Raw genomic sequence first — 17164 nt, forward strand, 5'->3', positions numbered from 1 at the left:
TTTACCACGGATATGTCATCGGCCGATCTCGGCGATGCCGGTGATGCGGTGCAAGGCGAAGCGGTGGACCGTCGCCCGGGTCTCGTCGTACGCGGTGAGGTAGCCGCCCTCCATCCGGGCCGGTTCGAGGATCCGGCTGGTGGCGTGTCCCTGCGAGTCGAGGTAACCGATCCACACCCGCGCCCCCTGCCGGATGGCCTCCTGCAGCGCGCTGATCGTGGCGGTCGCGGGGGAGCGGGGCACCTGGCCCTCCGGCGCCTCCACGGGCCGCCGCCGCGAGTCCCCCGCCCGCATCGCCCGCACGGCCGCGGCGAGCACCTCCGGGTCGGGCGCGGCGCTCGCGGTCACGCGGGCGGCGAGCTGTCCCTCGGTCCGCCGGGCGTCGGCCCGCGCGACGACCACGTCGCCCTCCAGCGACTCGGCCACCGGCGCGTACCCCATCGCCCGCAGCGAGTCGACCAGCGCGGCCCTGGACGTCTTGGAAGCCAGCACGGTCGGCGCGAGCCGCCGCAGCCGCAGCAGGTGGGCCCGCTTGTCCGCGAGCACCTCGTCGAGCAGGGCCGGGTCGTCGCACCGGATGTACGCCGACGCCGTGCCGACCCGGATGCGCCCGTGACGGCGGGCGACATCGGTGACCAGATACCTCAGCGGCTGCGGGACCGGGGTGGCCGAATGTCGTTCCAGTACGGCGAGCAGGTCGTCGGCGGAATGACCGGCGTCGAGCGCCCGGCGGACCGACTGCTCGGAGAAGCGGTACACCGTCGCCCCGCCCTTGCTCTCCACGTCCGCCGTCAGCGCGAGCCTGCGGCCGAGGTCGGTGGTCAGCGGGCCCGGCGCCACGGCCGTGAGGTCGGCCTGCAGCAGCACGTGGTCGACCGGCTCGGGCAGCAGCGGCGCCAGCAGGCCTGCCGCCGTGCCGTCGCCTCGGGCCACGGCCCGGCCGTGCGTGGCCGGCACGCCGAGCCCGGTCACGCCGATGTGCTCCGCCTCGCGGAGCGCGAAGCGTACGAGCCGGTCGCGCAGCGCGGGGCGGCGGCGGGGCTGCTCCCAGGCGAGCCGGGCCAGCACGGACTCGGGCGTCGGCGCGAGGCCGGGCGGGGCCGGCTCCAGCACGGCGAGCGTGCGCGCCCGCGTCTGTGCGGCTCCCGGCCTGCGCAGGTCGGGGTGGAGGGCGTTCAGCGGCCGATCGCGGTCGTCCCGTTCGCCGATCAGCCCGGGGGCGCGTTCCATCGCGGCCCACGCGCCGGCGAGCACGGCCCAGCGGTCCTCGGTGGCCTTGATCCGCCAGCCGTCGTAGCCGCCCGTGGGCAGCCATTCCCCCTCGCCCGCCGCGACCAGCCCGGCCGCGTGGGCGACCTCGACCACCAGCCCCGCCGCCCACTCCGGCAGGTCGAGGAGCTGGGCCGTCCGCCTGAGGTCCCGTACGGCGAGGCCGCCCGCGCGCAGCACGCCCGGCGGGTCCACGCTCCACACCTCGCACAGCTCCTCGACCGTGCGCACGAACGTGAACGCCTGCCCGGCGGCCGTGCGGTCGGCCAGGTGCTGGTCGCGTACGGGCCCCTCCAAAGCGGGCGGGCCGGGGGACAGGTCGCGGTGCACCCGGCCGTCGCGCAGCACGAGGGCGACCTCACGGGGGAGCGCGACGGTCTCCTCCCCGGTCGCGCCGAGCAGCCCGCGGGCCAGCAGTTGCTCGATGGGCGACTGGGCGCTCGCGGCGTCCACCTCCCGGCGGGCGTTCGGCAGCCGTCCGCTCGACGGGCCCCAGACGAGCTCGTCCAGGGCAGCCCGCGCCTGGGGGGAGACCTCCCCGACGAGGCGCGCGACCGTCGCGGGGTCGGCCAGCAGCGCCGCGAGCCGCTCCCCGGCCGGCCGTCCGCCGTCCGGCCGTTCACCGCCGGTCCGGCCGCCGCCCTCGTACGCCGGGTCGATGTCCCGCAGGAGCACGTCGAGTCGTTCCGGCGGGTGGTGGCGGAACACCTCAACGGCCGGCGGCCCCAGGGCGGCCGGGGGTTCGAGCGCGTCGGCCACGCCCGGCGCGGGCAGCAGCGCGTCGTCGGGCCCGTAGACCAGGGCGCGGGTGGTCAGCACGTCGAGCGCGGTGTCGAGGGCGGACCCGAGGGCCTTGTCGTCCCGATCGGCGGGAACGGCGCGGCGGAGCAGGGACAGCACCGTCCCGCGATCGGCGGGGCCGGGCCGCAGGGCCAGCGTCTCCAGCACGGAGAGTGAGAACCGGTCGAGCCGGTCGAGCGCCCGGCCGATGGCCGAGGGGCTGCAGGCGCGCGCGGCCAGCCCGTCGATGTGCGCGGGGACGGGCGTCACGAGTTCGGGCCGCGCCGCCACGAGCGCCCGCAGCCGCTCGTCGGAACGGCCGCGCAGCCACTCGCTGAAGTCCGTGCCCGTCATTCTCTCCATGGTAGGGCGGGGCCTTCATCCGGCCGCCGGAGCGCCCGTACGGCAGGGGTTTCGCGCGTTCGCGCGGCGCCGCGACGGAAGATCCACACCAATCTGGTCATGGGACGCTTCAATCGCCTCTGGGTGGGTCCACGGGGCCTGTCTGTGGGCATAACCTACATCCATCACCTTCACGACAGTCTGAACGAGGTCACCCCTGTGCCGAGTGGCAAGGTCAAGTGGTACGACGCCGACAAGGGTTTCGGCTTCCTCACCCGCGACGACGGCGGTGAGGTCTTCGTGCATTCCTCCGCCCTGCCCAAGGGAGTCGAGGCGCTCAAGCCCGGGCAGAAGGTCGAGTTCGGTGTCGCCGAGAGCCGCCGCGGACAGCAGGCGCTCTCGGTGCGGGTGATCGACCAGCCGCCGACGCTGGCCAAGGCCACCAAGGGCAAGGCGAAGCGGAAGAAGCCCGACGAGATGGTCGTGATCGTCGAGGATCTGATCAAGCTGCTCGACGACATCTCGAACTCCTACCAGCGGGGCAAGCACCCGGACGCCGCGCACGCCAAGAAGATCGCAACCGTGCTGCGCGCCGTCGCCGACGACCTCGACGCCTGATCGCCCGGCAGGTCCCGTACGTCCCCCCCGCCGCCCGGCCGGGTCCGGGCGGCGGGCCGGGGAGTTCAGGTGGCCGTGGCGGCGCGGGCGGCGAGCCTGCGGCGGCGGATCATGACGAGGCGGCCGAAGGAGAGCGCGAGGGCGGCGGACATCACGCCGAACCCGGCGGGGCCGGCCACGAACAGCGACATCACCAGGCCCAGCAGGCCGCCGAGGACCCAGGCGATCTGGAGCAGTGTCTCGGCGACGCCGAACGCCGAGGAGCGCACCTCCTCGCCGATCTCGCGCTGCACGATGGCGTCGAACGCGAGCTTGCCGAGGCCCTGGGCGAACGCGCCCACGAGGGCCACGGCGGCGGCGGTCCACAGGGTGAAGAAGAACGCCGCCGCGACGGTCGCGACCGTGGCCAGCGCGAGCGTGGCCATGACGGTCAGGTGCGGCGACCGGGAGCGGGACCAGGAGCCGGCGGCGGCCCCGGCCAGGCCGCCCGCGCCCGCGGCGGCGGCCAGCAGCGCCAGCGCGACCTTCGGGTCCACGCCGCGCAGGTGGCCGTCCTGGACGAGGAACAGCAGGAAGAACACGAGGAAGCCCGACTGCACCCGGATCGCGGCGTTGGCGCCCATGGCCTCGCCGACCACAGGGCCCAGGTTGAGCACGGTGCGCCATCGGGGGCGTGGCTCGGTCTCCTCCAGGTCGGGCGCGTCCACGTGCCGCGGCAGCCGTACGGCGAACACCCCGGACAGCAGGAACAGCGGCACGGCGCCGCGCAGCACCCAGTCGGCCCCGGCGGCGGCCGACAGGCCGGCGGCCACGCCGGCACCCACGCCGGCCGACACCAGCGCGAACAACGCGACCCTGGCGTTGGCCGTCACCAGCGGGATGTCGGCGGGCAGCACGCTCGGCATGATCGCCGCCCGGGACACGTTGTAGGCCTTCGACAGGACCAGCACGGCGAGCGCCGAAGGGAACAGCGTGACCGCGTCGGAGGTGTGGACGGCGCCGGCCATCCCCCAGCACAGCAGGCCCCGCGCGAGCAGGGTGCCGGCCATGATGTAGCGGCGGCCCGAGCGGAGCCGGTCGAGCACCGGCCCGACGAATGGCGCCACCACCGCGAACGGCAGCATGGTGATCAGCAGGTAGGCCGCGACCTGACCGCGGGCCTGGCCGACCGGCAGCCCGAACAGCAGCGCCCCGGCGAGGGCCACGGTGACCAGCGCGTCCCCGGCGGAATGGGCGGCCGTCAGCTCGATGAGGTGGCCGAGGCCGGTGCGGCCCGCTCCCTGGGCGTGCGTGAGCCGGCGCGTCGCCCGCGCCGGCGCTCTCACAACACGCGTAACTTTCGCCCAAATCTTCACCATAGGCACCGAGGGTCCTTCCAAGATTTGCCCATCGAGCCGGTGCGGTCCGCTCGCGGCGTGGGTGAAAATGGAGTGTGAGTCGTACCCGAATCCGTAGCACTCCAGTCGACCAGGCCTGTGCGGCGGCGGTCGACCTCGCCCGCCGGGCCGCGGAGAACATCGCGCGCCCCGGGGAGGTGGGAGAGCACCTGGGCTTCGACAACGAGGGCGACCGGGTCGTCACCCATTACTTCGAGTGCCTCGACCGCGCCTACCGCGGCTGGCGCTGGGCGGTCACCGTCACCCGGGCCTCCCGCGCCCGCCTCGTCACCGTGAGCGAGACCGTGCTGCTGCCCGGCTCGGGCGCGCTGCTCGCTCCCGCCTGGGTGCCGTGGAACGAGCGGCTGCGCCCGGGTGACCTCGGCGTGGGCGACCTGCTGCCGGCCGAGGCCGACGACGACCGGCTCGTGCCCGGGTTCGCCTCCGCCGACGAGGACATCGACAAGCAGGCGATCTTCGAGCTGGGCCTGGGACGCGCCCGCGTCCTGTCGGTGCTCGGCCGCGACCTCGCCGCGCGGCGCTGGGCCGCCGGTGAGGCAGGACCGCACACCCCGATCGCGCACGCCGCCCCCGCGCAATGCTCCACCTGCGGCTTCTACTGGCCGCTCGCCGGAGCGCTGGGCCTCGGCTTCGGCGTCTGCGCCAACGAGTACGCGCCGGACGACGGCCGCGTGGTGTCCGCCGACCACGGCTGCGGGGCGCACTCCGAGGCGACCACCGTGCCCTCGATGGTCATGGACCCGGCGCCCCCGATCCTGGACGACATGGGATACGACATCATCGAGTCGGGCTCCGTGGACGAGGCCGGCTCCGAACCCCTGGGTCACGCCTGATCATGTTCGATACCGCGCGCCTGCGTGACACCGTTCTCGCGGCCTGGACGGCCTCGCCTGCCCGCTTCCGTGAGGACGCCAACGCCGAGGAGGACTTCGCCCTCGGCGGCTACCGCGACCGGCTGGTCGTGGAGCTCGCCCAGAACGCCGCCGACGCCGCGCTGCGGGCCGGCGTGCCGGGCCGCCTGCGGCTGACGCTCGCCGACGGCGTGCTGCTGGCCGCCAACGTGGGGGCGCCGCTCGACCAGAGCGGCGTGGAGGGCCTGTGCACCCTGCGTGTCTCGGGCAAGAAGGACGAGGTGGGAGCGGCCGGCCGGTTCGGCGTCGGCTTCGCCGCCGTGGTGTCGGTCACCGACACCCCCTCGGTCTCCTCCCGCGCCACCGGAGGAGTGCGCTGGTCCCGGGAGGAGACCGCCGCGCTGGTCGCCGCCCAGCCGGAGCTCGCGGCCGAGCTGCAGGGCCGAGAGGGGCACGTCCCGCTGCTGCGGCTGCCGTTCTCCGACGACTCCCTCGACGTACCCGAGGGTTACGACACGCTCGTCCGGCTTCCGCTGCGGGACCAGGCCGCCGAGCAGGCCGTACGGCGGATGCTGGAGGAGGCGGGGCCCGCGCTGCCGCTGTCGATGCCGGCGCTGGAGAGCGTCGAGATCGAGGTGGACGGGCGGACCCGTACGATCTCGGCCGAGGGCTGGCACGTGGTCGCCGAGTCGGGCACGTTCGGCCCCGAGCAGGTGGCCGAGCTGTTCGCCGACCGGCCGACCGAGGAGCGGGCCCGGCCCTACTGGGAGGTCCGCTGGGCCGTCCCCGGCGACCGCCGCGCTGACGTCCCCAGGGTGGTGCACGCGCCGACGCCGAGCGACGAGCCGCTCGACCTGCCCGCCCTGCTGATCGCGTCGTTCCCGATGACCACCGACCGGCGGCACGTCGCCCCCGGGCCGCTCACCGACTTCCTGGTCGCCAGGGCCGCCGAGGCGTACGTACGGCTGCTGGGGGAGCTCCCGGCGACCCCGGACCTGCTCGACCTCGTGCCCGGCCTGATGGGCAAGGGCGCGCTCGACGCGGCGATCAGGCGGGAGATCGTCAAGGCGCTGCCGGAAACGCCGCTGCTGCCGACGATCTCCGAGGGCGTGGTGCCGGGAAACCAGGCACGGGCGGTCGACGGGACGGCCGGGTTCCTGGCGAAGATCGCCGGCATCGTCCCCGGGCTGCTGCCGGCGGGCTGGGCCTCGCGGCATCCGGCCCTGACCACGCTCGGCGTACGCCGGGTCGACCTGGCCGACGTCGTGGACATGCTGTCCGGCGAGGCGGTGGAGGACAAGGACCCGGCGTGGTGGCGGTCGCTGTACGAGGTGCTGCCCGCCGACGACCTGGAGGCGATCGGCGCCGTCGCCGTGCCGCTGGCCGACGGCCGCCTGGTGCGCGGCCCGCGCGGCACGCTCGTGCTGTCGCAGGAGTCAGGCACTTTCGACCCCGCCCTGCTCGCGCCGCTCGGGCTGCGGATCGTCCACCCGGACGCCGTCCACCCGCTGCTGCTGCGGCTGGGCGCGGCCGAGGCGACCCCGCGTACGGTGCTGGAGGACCCGCTCACCCACGCGGCCGTGTCCGAGTCGCTGAACAGCGCCGATCCCGAGCCGGTGGCCCAGGCCGTGCTGGCCCTGGTCGACGCGGCGGGCCTGACCGCGGGGGAGGCCCCGTGGCTGGCCGACCTGGCGCTGCGCGGCGCCGACGGCGAGCTGTACGCGGCGGGCGAGTTGCTGCTGGCCGAGGGCTCCCTGGCCGGGCTCATCGACCCCGAGGTGCCGTTCGGCGTCGCCGCCCCCGACCTGGTGGAGAAGTTCGGCCCGCACGTGCTGGCGGCGGCCGGGGTGCTCGACGGCTTCGCCGTGGCCAACGATTCCGACGTGCTGCTCGACCCCGCCGAGTGCGACCACGACCTCGACCTCGAGGACGAGTGGCTGGAGGCCGTGCTCGACCTGCTCCCCGACCTCGACGTGCCGCCGGTGGTCAGGGAGTTCACCGCCGTACGCGACCTGGAGTACGTCGCCGACTGGCCGAGCGCGCTCGCGCTGCTGTCGCGGCCCCCGCTGCGCGCCGCTCTGCGGCCCATGCGGGTGCTCGTGGCGGGGGAGACCGTCGAGGTGCCGTCGTACACGGCCTGGTGGCTGTCGCGGCACCCGGTGCTCGGCGAGCGTAAGCCGACGGAGCTGCGGCTCCCGACGGGCGACCCGCTGCTGTTCGGCCTGTACGGCGAGGCGCCGGCGGGGATCGACGAGGACGCGCTGAAGATGATCGGCGTCCGGTCCACCCTCGCCGAACTGCTCGACTCGCACGGCGGCCCGGAAGAGCTGCTCGACCTGCTGGCCGACTCGTCGCTGGAGGTCGACCGGGCCCAGCTGCGATCCCTGTGGATCGCGCTGGCGGCCGTCGATCCCGCCCGGGTGAGCCCGCCGGAGGCCGTACGTGCCGTGCTGAAGGGCACGGTCACGGTCGCGGACGTCGAGGACGGCCCGGTCGTGGTTGAGGCGCCCGACCTGCTCGCCCTGGTCGAGGACCGGCCGCTCGTGCTCGCGCCGTTCGACCTCGCCGAGGCGCTGTCGGAGGTGCTCGACCTGTCGCTCGCCGGTGAGGTGGTCACCGGCGCGGTCACCTCGGCCGGCGCCGAGAAGCCCGTGCCGCCCGAGGTGCGCTCGCTGCTGCCCGGCGCTCCCGTGACGTACGTCGAGCACGACGAGCTGCTGGTGGACGGCAGGCCGGTGCCGTGGCGGTTCTTCGAGGGCGTGGTGCACGCGACCGGCGTCGACGGCCTGGCCAGGGGCCTCGCCTGGGCGGCCGGCCAGTGGGGCGACCGCCTCGCCGTGGCGGCGCTCCTGCGCGACCCCGCCCGGGTCCCCCTGCTGCTCGCCGAGGCCGACCTCGATCCCACGGCCTCGATCTAGGCGGGGTGCCCGGGGACGTCGAAGGAGGCGTGGCCGGGCGTGGTGAAGTACGCGGCGCTCTCCGCGTCGGCGGGGTAGTACGACTCGATCGCGACCTCGTCCAGGGTGACGTCCATCGGGGTGCCGAACGTGGTGGTGGTCGAGAACAGCCGCAGTTCCCGTCCGCCGAAGCGGAAGATCATCGGAACGGCGATCTCGGCCTCGACCGGGTGCCGCGCGTCCTCGCGGCCCGCACCGGGTGCCAGCAGCTCCTCGTAGAGCGCGGTCAGCTCGGCGCTGGGAGCGACGACGAGCTGACGCCCGATCCGGATACGGAGCAGCGCACGCACCTCGGCCAGGTTGACGATGTGCGGGGCGAGCCCGCGCGGGTCCAGCCCGAGCCGCACCATGTTGATCGGCGGCCGCAGCAGATCGGGCGCGACGTGTGCGAGGAACGGGTCGAGGGCGCTGTTGGTCATCACGATGTTCCACCGGCGGTCGACGACCAGCGCGGGGTACGGCTCGTGCGCCCGGAGGACCCTCCCGACCGCACTCCGGGCAGCCGACAGCGCGTCCCCGCCGAGCGGCCGCTCGGCGTAGCGGGGTGCGAAGCCGGCGGCGAGCAACAGCCGGTTGCGCTCGCGCAGCGGCACGTCGAGCTGTTCGGCGAGCCGCAGGATCATGTCGGCGCTCGGGTGGGACTTGCCGGTTTCCACCAGGCTGACGTGGCGAGCCGACACGTCGGCGGCGATCGCGAGATCCAGCTGGCTGAGCCGCCGGTGATGTCGCCACCGCCGCAACAGTTCCCCGACTGTGTGCATGGCCGCCGATGCTACTCCTGGGCGGGCCGTACGCCGATGAAATGCCACTTCATCGACAATCCACGCCAACGGCGGAAACACTGCTGGCCATGCCGACCAAGGACATGACCACAGACAACACGAGCATCGTGCGACAGGCGCTGGAGGCGCTGATCGCGACCGGTGACGTCGACGCGCTCGCGTCGTCGCTGAGCGACGACTTCGTCCACCACCGGCCGGACGCGACGAGGACCAAGGCGGATTGGCTCGCCGCCGTCCGCGCCGCGCTCGTCCCGCTCGCCGGCATGCAGGTGGAGATCCGGCACGTGCTGGCCGACGGTGATCACGTCGTGATGCACTCGCGGCGCCGGCTGCCCGCTGCCGGGCCGGAGATCGCGGTCGTCGACATCTGGCGGCTCGACGACGGGCTGATCGCCGAGGCGTGGGAGATCATCGAGCCGGTGGCCGAGGCGACCGCCCACTTGACGTGGTGGGAACCCGCTGATCGCTGACCGGGTCACGACCACGGCTCTCGCCTGGCCAAGCGCCGCATCTGTCGGTGGAGAGCGTATGCGACCGCGTGAGCGGCATCGTCGCCGAGCCCGGGGTCACGACCCGGGCGAGGCGATCGTCACGGCGAGGGAGGGCGGGCTCGACCGAAGCGCGTTCCGCCCCTCAGGAGCGGCGGGGTTCTGACTCGTCGGCTTCGGCGGCGGCGGGGACGGACTCGCGCAGCCGGGCGTCGCGGCGGCGGATGTACAGGACCCCGAACAGGCCGAGCCCGATCCCGGCGACGCAGACCCAGACCGGCCGCGGGTCGGCCGGTCTGACCACCAGCAGCACGACGGCCAGGGCGATCACCCACAGGGCCGTCCCGGCCAGGATCGTGAGGGTGTCCCTCGTCCTGAGAGGCATGGGGTCCGGCCGGCGCTCGCTCACGGCAGCCAGCTTAGAAGGTCGCGGCAGCGAGCCGGTATCTTCATGACAAACCAGTCACGAAAGGACAACGCTGCTCCCCTGGCTCTTTCCGCGGATGGTAAGGGCCTGCGACTCTGCGCGCGTGAATGCGAACCCCATGAACACCCCTAATTTTCTCGATCGATACTTCTCCATCTCAGCCCGTGGTTCCTCCGTCGGACAGGAGGTCCGCGGCGGCTTCGCCACCTTCTTCACGATGGCCTACATCGTGGTGCTCAACCCGCTCATCATCGGCACCGTCGCCGACAAGACGGGCCAGTTCCTCGGCGACGGGGCGAACCCCAACATCGCGCTGGTCGCCGCGGCCACCGCGTTCGCCGCCGGCATCCTCACGATCATCATGGGCGTCTTCGGCCGGGTGCCGTTCGCCCTGGCCACCGGCCTCGGCCTGAACGCCTTCCTCGCCTTCGGCATCGCCAGCCAGATGTCCTGGGAAGACGCGATGGGCCTGGTGGTGCTGGAGGGCATCGTCATCGCGATCCTCGTGGTGACGGGCTTCCGGGTGGCGGTGTTCCACGCGATCCCGGCCCAGCTCAAAACCGCGATCAGCGTCGGCATCGGCCTGTTCATCGCGTTGATCGGGTTCGTCGACGCCGGGTTCGTCCGGCGCATGCCCGACGCGAGCGGCACCACGGTCCCGGTCAAGCTGGGCGCGCTCGGCAACGGCTCGCTGACCGGGTGGCCCACGCTCGTCTTCGTCGTCGGCCTGCTCGTGACGGCCTTCCTCGTGGCCCGCAGGGTCAAGGGCGCCATCCTGCTCGGAATCGTCGGCACCACCGTGCTCGCCATGATCGTCGAGGCGATCGGCAAGATCGGGCCGCAGACCCCCGACGGGAGCAACCCCAACGGGTGGTCGCTCAATGTGCCCGCGTGGCCGAAGAACTTCATCGAGCTGCCCGACCTGTCGCTGCTCGGCCAGTTCAGCCTGTTCGGCAGCTTCGCCAAGATCGGCGGCCTGGCGGCCGTGATGTTCGTCTTCACCCTCATGCTCGCCGACTTCTTCGACACGATGGGCACGATCGTCGGCGTGGGCCGGCAGGCGAACCTGGTCCAGGAGGACGGGACCGTCGAGCGCACCAAGGAGATCCTGCTCGTCGACTCGCTCGCGGCGGCGGCCGGCGGCGCGGCCAGCGTCTCGTCCAACACCACCTACATCGAGTCGGCGGCCGGTGTCGGCGAGGGCGCGCGTACCGGTCTGGCGAGCATCGTCACCGGCGTGCTGTTCCTGCTGGCCATGTTCTTCGCCCCGCTGACGGAGATCGTGCCGTTCGAGGCGGCGACCCCGGCCCTCGTGGTCGTCGGCTTCCTCATGATGACCCAGGTCAAGGAGATCGACTTCAGCGACTTCGAGACCGCGATCCCCGCGTTCCTGACCATCGTGCTCATGCCGTTCACGTACTCGATCACCGCCGGGATCGGCGCGGGCTTCGTGAGCTACATCGCCATCAAGGCGTTCCGCGGCAAGGCGCGCGATCTCCACCCCCTGATGTGGCTGGTGGGCGCGCTGTTCGTCGTGTACTTCGCGCTGGAGCCCCTCAAGAGCCTGCTCGGCCTGAGCTGATCCGCGCCGTACGGAGGCCGCCGTGGCGACGCCGCGGCGGCCTCTCGCGCGCCGGCCGTGTTGTTCCTCGGCTACGCCGCGTGTCCCGGCGGCCCGGCGTACGTCACAGGGCCGTGGCGGCGGCGAACGTGCAGGCGGCGGCCGTGAGCATGAGCGTGTGCAGGATCATGTGCTCCAGATTGGGCCGTGGACGGTCGCCCCGGCGGGGGAGCACGATGACGGTCTTCGCGTAGGTGCGCGCGTGCAGCGCGGCCCAGGTCTCGCCCGTGCCCGCCGTCGCCCACGGCACGGTCACCCCGGCCAGGTACGGCAGCCACCACAGGGCCAGGCCGCCGAGGACCGCGAGCAGTTCGACGGCCGCCCCGGCGTAGGCGAGGACGGGCAGTCCTGCCGCGGACGCCCAGACGAGCAGCAGGGCGGGGAGCGCCAGGATCGGCCCGTTCACGGCCACCTCGGTCAGCTTCTCCGACCTCTTCGCCTCCCGCACGTTGTTGAACGGGAAGAGGTCGGCGAGCGTGGTGAGGACGAAGTAGGCGTCGGCGGCGACGACCAGGAGCAGCGCGGCGAGAAACACGGCCGGAAGTCCTTCCTGAGCGGGGATCGGGGGGATCACGCCCCGTGCCGCGCCTGGATTCCATCCAGGAACGTCGAGACGGCGATGTCGAACCAGGCGTCGTAATAAACGGCGGGTGCGGCCGGCGGCTCCGGTGTCTCGCCGAACTCGGCCAGGGCGAGACCGGTCACCAGGACGTACAGCGCCTGAACCAGGTGCAGCGCCTCGTCGTCGGTGAGCCGCAGCCCTTCGTGCATGGCCGACAGGACGAGGGGAACGGCGTTCTCGAACACCTCCGGCGACGCGTTCCGCACGGCGACGACGGCCGCCGCCCCGGGGTGGGCCCGCAGGGCCTCGCGCAGATCGCGCGCCATGCCGTGAAGCAGTTCCCGCCAGGGCCGGCCGGGAACGAACGACGCGACGACCTGACGCGCGACGCGGTCCGCGACCCGCTGGAGCAGGGCCGCCTTGTTCGGCACGTGGTAGTAGAGCGACGCCGCCTTCACCTCAAGGTGCGCGGCCAGCGTGCGCATCGAGAGCGCGGCGAAGCCCTCCCGATCCAGGATGTCGAAGGCGGCGCGGACGATCGCCTCGGTGTCGATGCGTGAGGCCGGGCTCATTCGGCTCCATTCTAACGTCGTTAGAATGGCAACCTAACACCGTTAGAACGCCCCGGCAAGTGCGGAAATCTGTCGGTGGGGCGGGCTAGGGTCGTGACGTGGCCGTGAGGGGACAGCGGACGGTGCCGGTGGAGCTGCTGCCGCGGCTGCGCCTGGCCAGGGACCGCATGGACCGCGACTACCAGAGCGAGCTCGATCTCGACCGGCTCGCGGCCGTCGCCGGGGTCTCCAAGTTCTACTTCGTCCGCTGCTTCGAGGCGGCGTACGGCGAGACGCCGATGCGCTACCTCACCCGGCGGCGGCTGGAGCGCGCCCAGGACCTGCTGCGTTTCGCCAACCTGACCGTGACCGAGGTCTGCATGACCGTGGGCTTCAGCAGCCTGGGCTCGTTCTCGGCCAAGTTCCGCCGGATGGTGGGGGAGAGCCCGAGCGAATACCGAGACCGGTGGGCGGCGCGCGGCGGCCCCCGCGTCCCCGGCTGCTACCTGTTCATGAACGGAGTGCTTCACCTCGGGGGCGCGCCGAAGCGGGACGACGATTGGGCAATTTTGGAGAAGCCCAGGTCAGAGGGGTCGCAGTAGCGTCTGCCGCATGATTCGGAACGTCTCCTTGATCACGCTCTACTGCAGCGACCAGGACGAGGCCCGCGACTTCTACGTGGACGTCCTCGGCTTCGTCTCCAATACCGACATCCAGATGGACGGGTTCCGCTGGGTCACCATCAACCACCCGGACCACCCGGAACTCGAGATCACGCTGATGAAGCCGGGACCGCCGCTCGACGACGAGGGCGCCGACTTCTACCGCAGGCAGCTCGACAAGGGCCAGGCGGGCGGCCTGGGACTGCGCGTGGACGACTGCCGCAAGACCTGCCAGGAGCTCGCGGCCAAGGGCGTGACGATCCTGCAGGAGCCCTCGGAACGGCCGTACGGGGTGGAGGCGGTCATCCGCGACAACCAGGGCAACTGGCTCGTCCTGGTCGAGCCGAAGGAGTTCACGCCGGAGGACTTCGCCTGACGCGACGCACGTACGAGGCCCGGCCCCCACGCGGGGGCCGGGCCTTGATCGTTCATGGGATCGTCCATGGCCGGGATCGCGCCGGTACGGTGTGTCGCGATCCCGTGCAGAGCTGGACGGTTTGGAGGAATGCGGACATGCGCCATATAGTTAGCAAAGGTAATGAGTCATGCTAACGAACGCCCAGAACTTGCGCAGCGACGCCGCTCTCGCGTCCGCCTTGCGCGTGTCCCTCGCCCGGCTGACGCGACGGATGCGCAAGCAGGCCGCGCACCACTCACTGACGCCCACACAGCTCGCGACGCTCGTCGCCGTCGAGCGCCACACCGCAATGACCCCCGGCGAGCTCGCGGAGCACGAGAAGGTGCAGCCGCCCTCGATGACCCGCGTGATCGCCAAGCTGGAGGCCCGGGGTCTGCTGGAACGCAAACCTCATCCGACCGATCGCCGGCAGGTGACGGTCAGCGTGACGCCGCAGGGGGCGGCGCTGCTCAAGGAGGAGCGCCGGACCAAGGAAGCCTGGCTGGCGCAGCGGCTCAAGGACCTGACGCCGGAGGAGAGGGCGACGCTGCGAGCGGCGGCGCCGATCCTGGAGAAGCTGTCCACGATGTAGGCGGCATGTTCCGCTCGCTGCGGAACTACAACTACCGCCTGTTCGCCTCCGGCGGCGTGATCTCCAACGTCGGCACCTGGATGCAGCGCACCGCCCAGGACTGGCTGGTCCTCGACCTCGCGCACGGCCGCGGCTCGGCGCTCGGCGTCACCGTGGCGCTGCAGTTCCTGCCGACGATGCTGTTCGGGATGTTCGGCGGGGTGATCGCGGACCGCTACCCCAAGCGCCGGATCCTCATGGCGGCCCAGACGCTCATGGGACTGCTGGCGCTCACCATGGGCGTGCTGGTCCTCACGGGGACGGCCCAGGTCTGGCACGTGTACGCCATGGCGTTCACGCTCGGCCTGGTGTCCTGTGTCGAGGTGCCCACACGGCAGTCGTTCGTGGTCGAGATGGTGGGCCGGCGTGACCTGCCGAACGCCATCGCGCTGAACAGCTCGACCTTCAACCTCGCCCGGGTCGTCGGCCCGGCGGTGGCCGGCCTGCTGATCTCCTGGATGGGCACCGGCCCGATCTTCGTGCTGAACGCCGCGTCGTTCGCCGCCGTGATCACCGGGATCGCGCTCATGCGGGTGTCCGAGCTGCGCTCGCCGGAGCCCGTGCCGCGAGGCAAGGGGCAGTTGCGGGAGGGCCTGCGCTACGTCGGCGGCCGGCCCGACCTGCTGCTGCCGCTGCTGCTCGTGGCGTTCATGGCGATCTTCGCCCAGAGCTTCTCGACCAGCATCGCGCTGATGGCCAAGCAGGCGTTCGGCGCGGGCGCGTCCTCCTTCGGCGTGGCGTCCAGCGCGTTCGCCGTCGGGGCGTTCGGCGGGGCGCTGCTGGCCGCGCGGCGGGTCAAGCCGAGCCGCAGGTTCCTGATCGCCGGGGCGCTGTGCTTCGGGCTGTTCCAGGTCGTCGCCGGGCTCGCGCCCGCGTACGCGGCGTTCCTGCTGATGCTCGTCCCCGCGGGCATGGCGATGATCACCGTCAACACGACCGCGAACACGATGGTGCAGCTCGGCGCCTCGCCCGAGATGCGCGGCCGGGTCATGGGCATCTACGTTCTGGTCTTCACCGGGGGAGCGCCGATCGGGGCGCCGCTGGTGGGCTGGCTCGCCGAACTGGCCGGTCCCCGGGTCTCGGTCGTGGCCGCCGGCGTGCTGAGCATGTGCGGCGTCTGCCTGGCGGTGCTGGTGACCCGGATGGTCGCGGCACGCGTGGCGGTCAGGGAAGAATCGGCACGTGAGCAGATTGTTCGTGGCGCTGCTGCCGCCGCCTGAGGCGCTGGCGGAGATCGCCACGGCGGTCGAGCCCGTACGTGCCGAGTGGACGGAGCTGCGCTGGGTCGATCCCGCGCTGTGGCACGTGACCGTGGCCTTCCTCGGCGAGGTGCCCGACGAGGTGCTGCCCGAGCTACGCGTACGGCTGGCCCGCGCGGCCGCCCGGTATTCCCCCGAGACGGTCTCGTTCGGCGGCGCCGGGGCCTTCCCCTCCGCCTCCCGGGGACGCATCTTCTGGATCGGCCTGGAGGCCGGACCGGCCCTGACGAGGCTCGCCGGGTCGGTGGCGGCCGGCGCCCGGCGGGCCGGGGCGGCGGAGACGGACCGCAAGCGGTTCCATCCCCACCTCACCCTGGCCCGCTCCAGGACCCGGTCACGCCACGGCGACGACCTGCGACCCCTGGTCGGCGCCCTGAGCGCCTTCGGCGGGCGGCGCTGGGAGGTGTCGTCGGTGCACCTCGTACGCAGCCACATCGGGGCGAGCGTGCGGTACGAGCAGGTCGAGGCGTACCCATTGGCAGTCCGCGACTAGGCTCCATGACGTGGATCGTCCTCGTCGCTGGCTGCTGCCCACGGTGCTCGCGCTGCTCGTGCTCATCGTGATCGTCGGCGCGTTGCTCAACAACGCCTGATCACCAGGCGTACTCCTCCGGGGCGGTCTTGAAGCCGGGGAAGATCTCGTCGAGCCGGGCGAGCGCCTTGTCGTCCAGTTCGATCTCCAGCGCCCGGATCGTGCCGTCGAGCTGCTCGACCGTGCGGGGGCCGATGATCGGCGCGGTGACCGCCCGCTGGTGCAGCAGCCACGCCAGGCCGACGTTGGCCGGGTCCTCGCCGAGCTCGTCGCAGAACGCCTCGTACTGCTCGATCTTGTCGCGGTGCTTGTCCAGCTGGGCGACGATGTGGTCGGCCGCCGAGCGGCCCTTGTCGATCTTCCGCAGGATGCCGCCGAGCAGGCCGCCCGCCAGCGGGCTCCACGGGATCAGCCCGAGGCCGTAGTCCTCACAGGCCGGGATGACCTCCAGCTCGGGCGCGCGGACGATCAGGTTGTAGTGGGACTGCTCGCTGACCAGGCCGAGGGTGTTCCGGCGGCGGGCCGACTCCTGGGCCTTGGCGATGTGCCAGCCGGCGAAGTTCGACGAACCGACGTACAGGATCTTGCCCTGCTGCTTGAGGATGTCCATGGCCTCCCAGAACTCATCGAACGGGGTGTCCCGGTCGATGTGGTGGGCCTGGTAGACGTCGATGTAGTCGGTCTGCATCCGGCGCAGCGAAGCCTCCGCCGCCCGCCGGATGTTCAGCGCGGACAGCTTCTCCTCGTTCGGCCAGTCGCCCATCGAGCCGTACAGCTTGGTGGCGATGACCGTACGCTCACGACGGCCGCCGCCCTTGGCGAACCAGCGGCCGATGATGTTCTCGGTGATCCCCTCGCCCTTCACCCAGCCGTACACGTTGGCGGTGTCGAAGAAGTTGATCCCGAGCTCGTGGGCGCGATCCATGATCGCGAAGGAGTCCTCTTCCGTGGTCTGCGGACCGAAATTCATTGTCCCCAGGCAGAGCTTGCTGACCAGCAGGCCGGTGCGGCCAAGGTGTCCGTATTCCATGCCCTCCA

Annotated in this window: 17 protein-coding genes; 10 read left to right on the plus strand and 7 right to left on the minus strand. The window is 72.3% G+C overall.

Annotated elements, in window-relative coordinates; all coding sequences use genetic code 11:
- Positions 1 to 15: 15 nt before the first annotated feature.
- Positions 16 to 2403: a helicase-associated domain-containing protein gene (locus tag HHX35_RS37695; protein ID WP_182903384.1), complete on the minus strand. Its 2388-nt coding sequence runs from the start codon at positions 2401 to 2403 to the stop codon at positions 16 to 18.
- 207 nt (positions 2404 to 2610) lie between these two features.
- On the opposite strand from HHX35_RS37695, the gene HHX35_RS37700 reads away from it, so the two are divergent.
- Entirely contained in the window at positions 2611 to 3009 is a 399-nt protein-coding gene (locus HHX35_RS37700; RefSeq protein ID WP_139578704.1) for a cold-shock protein, read from the plus strand.
- 65 nt (positions 3010 to 3074) lie between these two features.
- Here HHX35_RS37700 and HHX35_RS37705 read toward each other — a convergent pair whose 3' ends face one another.
- Entirely contained in the window at positions 3075 to 4334 is a 1260-nt protein-coding gene (locus tag HHX35_RS37705; protein WP_310739572.1) for an MFS transporter, read from the minus strand.
- 107 nt (positions 4335 to 4441) lie between these two features.
- On the opposite strand from HHX35_RS37705, the gene HHX35_RS37710 reads away from it, so the two are divergent.
- Positions 4442 to 5239: a DUF3027 domain-containing protein gene (locus HHX35_RS37710; RefSeq protein WP_182903386.1), complete on the plus strand. Its 798-nt coding sequence runs from the start codon at positions 4442 to 4444 to the stop codon at positions 5237 to 5239.
- 2 nt (positions 5240 to 5241) lie between these two features.
- Positions 5242 to 8175 (plus strand): sacsin N-terminal ATP-binding-like domain-containing protein, encoded by a 2934-nt coding sequence (locus HHX35_RS37715; RefSeq protein ID WP_182903387.1) that lies wholly within the window; start codon positions 5242 to 5244, stop codon positions 8173 to 8175.
- On the opposite strand, the gene HHX35_RS37720 is transcribed toward HHX35_RS37715, so the two are convergent.
- Positions 8172 to 8975 (minus strand): helix-turn-helix transcriptional regulator, encoded by an 804-nt coding sequence (locus HHX35_RS37720; protein ID WP_182903388.1) that lies wholly within the window; start codon positions 8973 to 8975, stop codon positions 8172 to 8174. The two genes, HHX35_RS37715 and HHX35_RS37720, sit on opposite strands and share 4 nt — an antisense overlap.
- A gap of 89 nt (positions 8976 to 9064) precedes the next feature.
- Between HHX35_RS37720 and HHX35_RS37725 the strand changes: the two genes are divergently transcribed.
- The gene (locus HHX35_RS37725) at positions 9065 to 9466 is read left to right on the plus strand and encodes a nuclear transport factor 2 family protein (RefSeq protein ID WP_259405767.1); all 402 of its coding nucleotides are present in this window, start codon (positions 9065 to 9067) and stop codon (positions 9464 to 9466) included.
- A 163-nt stretch (positions 9467 to 9629) separates the two neighbouring features.
- Here the strand turns inward: HHX35_RS37725 and HHX35_RS37730 are convergent, their stop codons facing one another.
- Positions 9630 to 9893 carry a DUF2530 domain-containing protein gene (locus HHX35_RS37730; RefSeq protein WP_182903389.1) on the minus strand — a complete coding sequence of 88 codons (264 nt, stop codon included), beginning with the start codon at positions 9891 to 9893 and terminating at the stop codon, positions 9630 to 9632.
- Between the two features lie 136 nt (positions 9894 to 10029).
- Here HHX35_RS37730 and HHX35_RS37735 point away from each other — a divergent pair, with 136 nt between their 5' ends.
- Entirely contained in the window at positions 10030 to 11493 is a 1464-nt protein-coding gene (locus HHX35_RS37735; protein ID WP_259405768.1) for an NCS2 family permease, read from the plus strand.
- Positions 11494 to 11596: 103 nt separating this feature from the next.
- Here HHX35_RS37735 and HHX35_RS37740 read toward each other — a convergent pair whose 3' ends face one another.
- Positions 11597 to 12067, minus strand: coding sequence for a hypothetical protein (locus HHX35_RS37740; RefSeq protein ID WP_182903391.1), 471 nt, complete (start codon positions 12065 to 12067; stop codon positions 11597 to 11599).
- A gap of 35 nt (positions 12068 to 12102) precedes the next feature.
- Entirely contained in the window at positions 12103 to 12666 is a 564-nt protein-coding gene (locus HHX35_RS37745) for a TetR/AcrR family transcriptional regulator (protein WP_182903392.1), read from the minus strand.
- Between the two features lie 98 nt (positions 12667 to 12764).
- Here HHX35_RS37745 and HHX35_RS37750 point away from each other — a divergent pair, with 98 nt between their 5' ends.
- The 5 genes from HHX35_RS37750 (at position 12765) to thpR (ending at position 16087) form a co-directional block, all read left to right on the plus strand.
- Positions 12765 to 13247, plus strand: coding sequence for a helix-turn-helix transcriptional regulator (locus HHX35_RS37750; protein WP_310739573.1), 483 nt, complete (start codon positions 12765 to 12767; stop codon positions 13245 to 13247).
- A gap of 10 nt (positions 13248 to 13257) precedes the next feature.
- Positions 13258 to 13683, plus strand: a complete 426-nt coding sequence (locus HHX35_RS37755) for a VOC family protein (RefSeq protein ID WP_182903393.1) — start codon at positions 13258 to 13260, stop codon at positions 13681 to 13683.
- 169 nt (positions 13684 to 13852) lie between these two features.
- The gene (locus tag HHX35_RS37760; RefSeq protein ID WP_139578712.1) at positions 13853 to 14296 is read left to right on the plus strand and encodes a MarR family winged helix-turn-helix transcriptional regulator; all 444 of its coding nucleotides are present in this window, start codon (positions 13853 to 13855) and stop codon (positions 14294 to 14296) included.
- A gap of 5 nt (positions 14297 to 14301) precedes the next feature.
- Positions 14302 to 15555: an MFS transporter gene (locus HHX35_RS37765; RefSeq protein ID WP_139578713.1), complete on the plus strand. Its 1254-nt coding sequence runs from the start codon at positions 14302 to 14304 to the stop codon at positions 15553 to 15555.
- On the plus strand, positions 15518 to 16087 hold the full coding sequence (gene thpR / locus HHX35_RS37770) for an RNA 2',3'-cyclic phosphodiesterase (protein ID WP_182903394.1): 570 nt from the start codon (positions 15518 to 15520) through the stop codon (positions 16085 to 16087). The genes HHX35_RS37765 and thpR overlap by 38 nt, the downstream gene beginning before the upstream one ends.
- A gap of 100 nt (positions 16088 to 16187) precedes the next feature.
- On the opposite strand, the gene HHX35_RS37775 is transcribed toward thpR, so the two are convergent.
- A complete protein-coding gene (locus HHX35_RS37775) occupies positions 16188 to 17156 on the minus strand; it encodes an aldo/keto reductase (protein WP_139578715.1) in 969 nt (322 codons plus the stop codon).
- Between the last annotated feature and the right edge of the window lie 8 nt (positions 17157 to 17164).

This window comes from Microbispora sp. H10830, assembly GCF_014161375.1.
Taxonomy (GTDB): Bacteria; Actinomycetota; Actinomycetes; order Streptosporangiales; family Streptosporangiaceae; genus Microbispora; species Microbispora catharanthi.

Bases quoted from the DNA above. Each gene is read 5' to 3' on its own strand.
- HHX35_RS37775 (WP_139578715.1), bottom strand. From the start codon at position 17,156: ATGGAATACGGACACCTTGGCCGCACCGGCCTGCTGGTCAGCAAGCTC.
- HHX35_RS37745 (WP_182903392.1), bottom strand. From the start codon at position 12,666: ATGAGCCCGGCCTCACGCATCGACACCGAGGCGATCGTCCGCGCCGCC.
- HHX35_RS37715 (WP_182903387.1), top strand. From the start codon at position 5,242: ATGTTCGATACCGCGCGCCTGCGTGACACCGTTCTCGCGGCCTGGACG.
- HHX35_RS37720 (WP_182903388.1), bottom strand. From the start codon at position 8,975: ATGCACACAGTCGGGGAACTGTTGCGGCGGTGGCGACATCACCGGCGG.
- HHX35_RS37760 (WP_139578712.1), top strand. From the start codon at position 13,853: ATGCTAACGAACGCCCAGAACTTGCGCAGCGACGCCGCTCTCGCGTCC.
- HHX35_RS37735 (WP_259405768.1), top strand. From the start codon at position 10,030: ATGAACACCCCTAATTTTCTCGATCGATACTTCTCCATCTCAGCCCGT.
- HHX35_RS37725 (WP_259405767.1), top strand. From the start codon at position 9,065: ATGCCGACCAAGGACATGACCACAGACAACACGAGCATCGTGCGACAG.
- HHX35_RS37695 (WP_182903384.1), bottom strand. From the start codon at position 2,403: ATGACGGGCACGGACTTCAGCGAGTGGCTGCGCGGCCGTTCCGACGAG.
- HHX35_RS37765 (WP_139578713.1), top strand. From the start codon at position 14,302: ATGTTCCGCTCGCTGCGGAACTACAACTACCGCCTGTTCGCCTCCGGC.
- HHX35_RS37755 (WP_182903393.1), top strand. From the start codon at position 13,258: ATGATTCGGAACGTCTCCTTGATCACGCTCTACTGCAGCGACCAGGAC.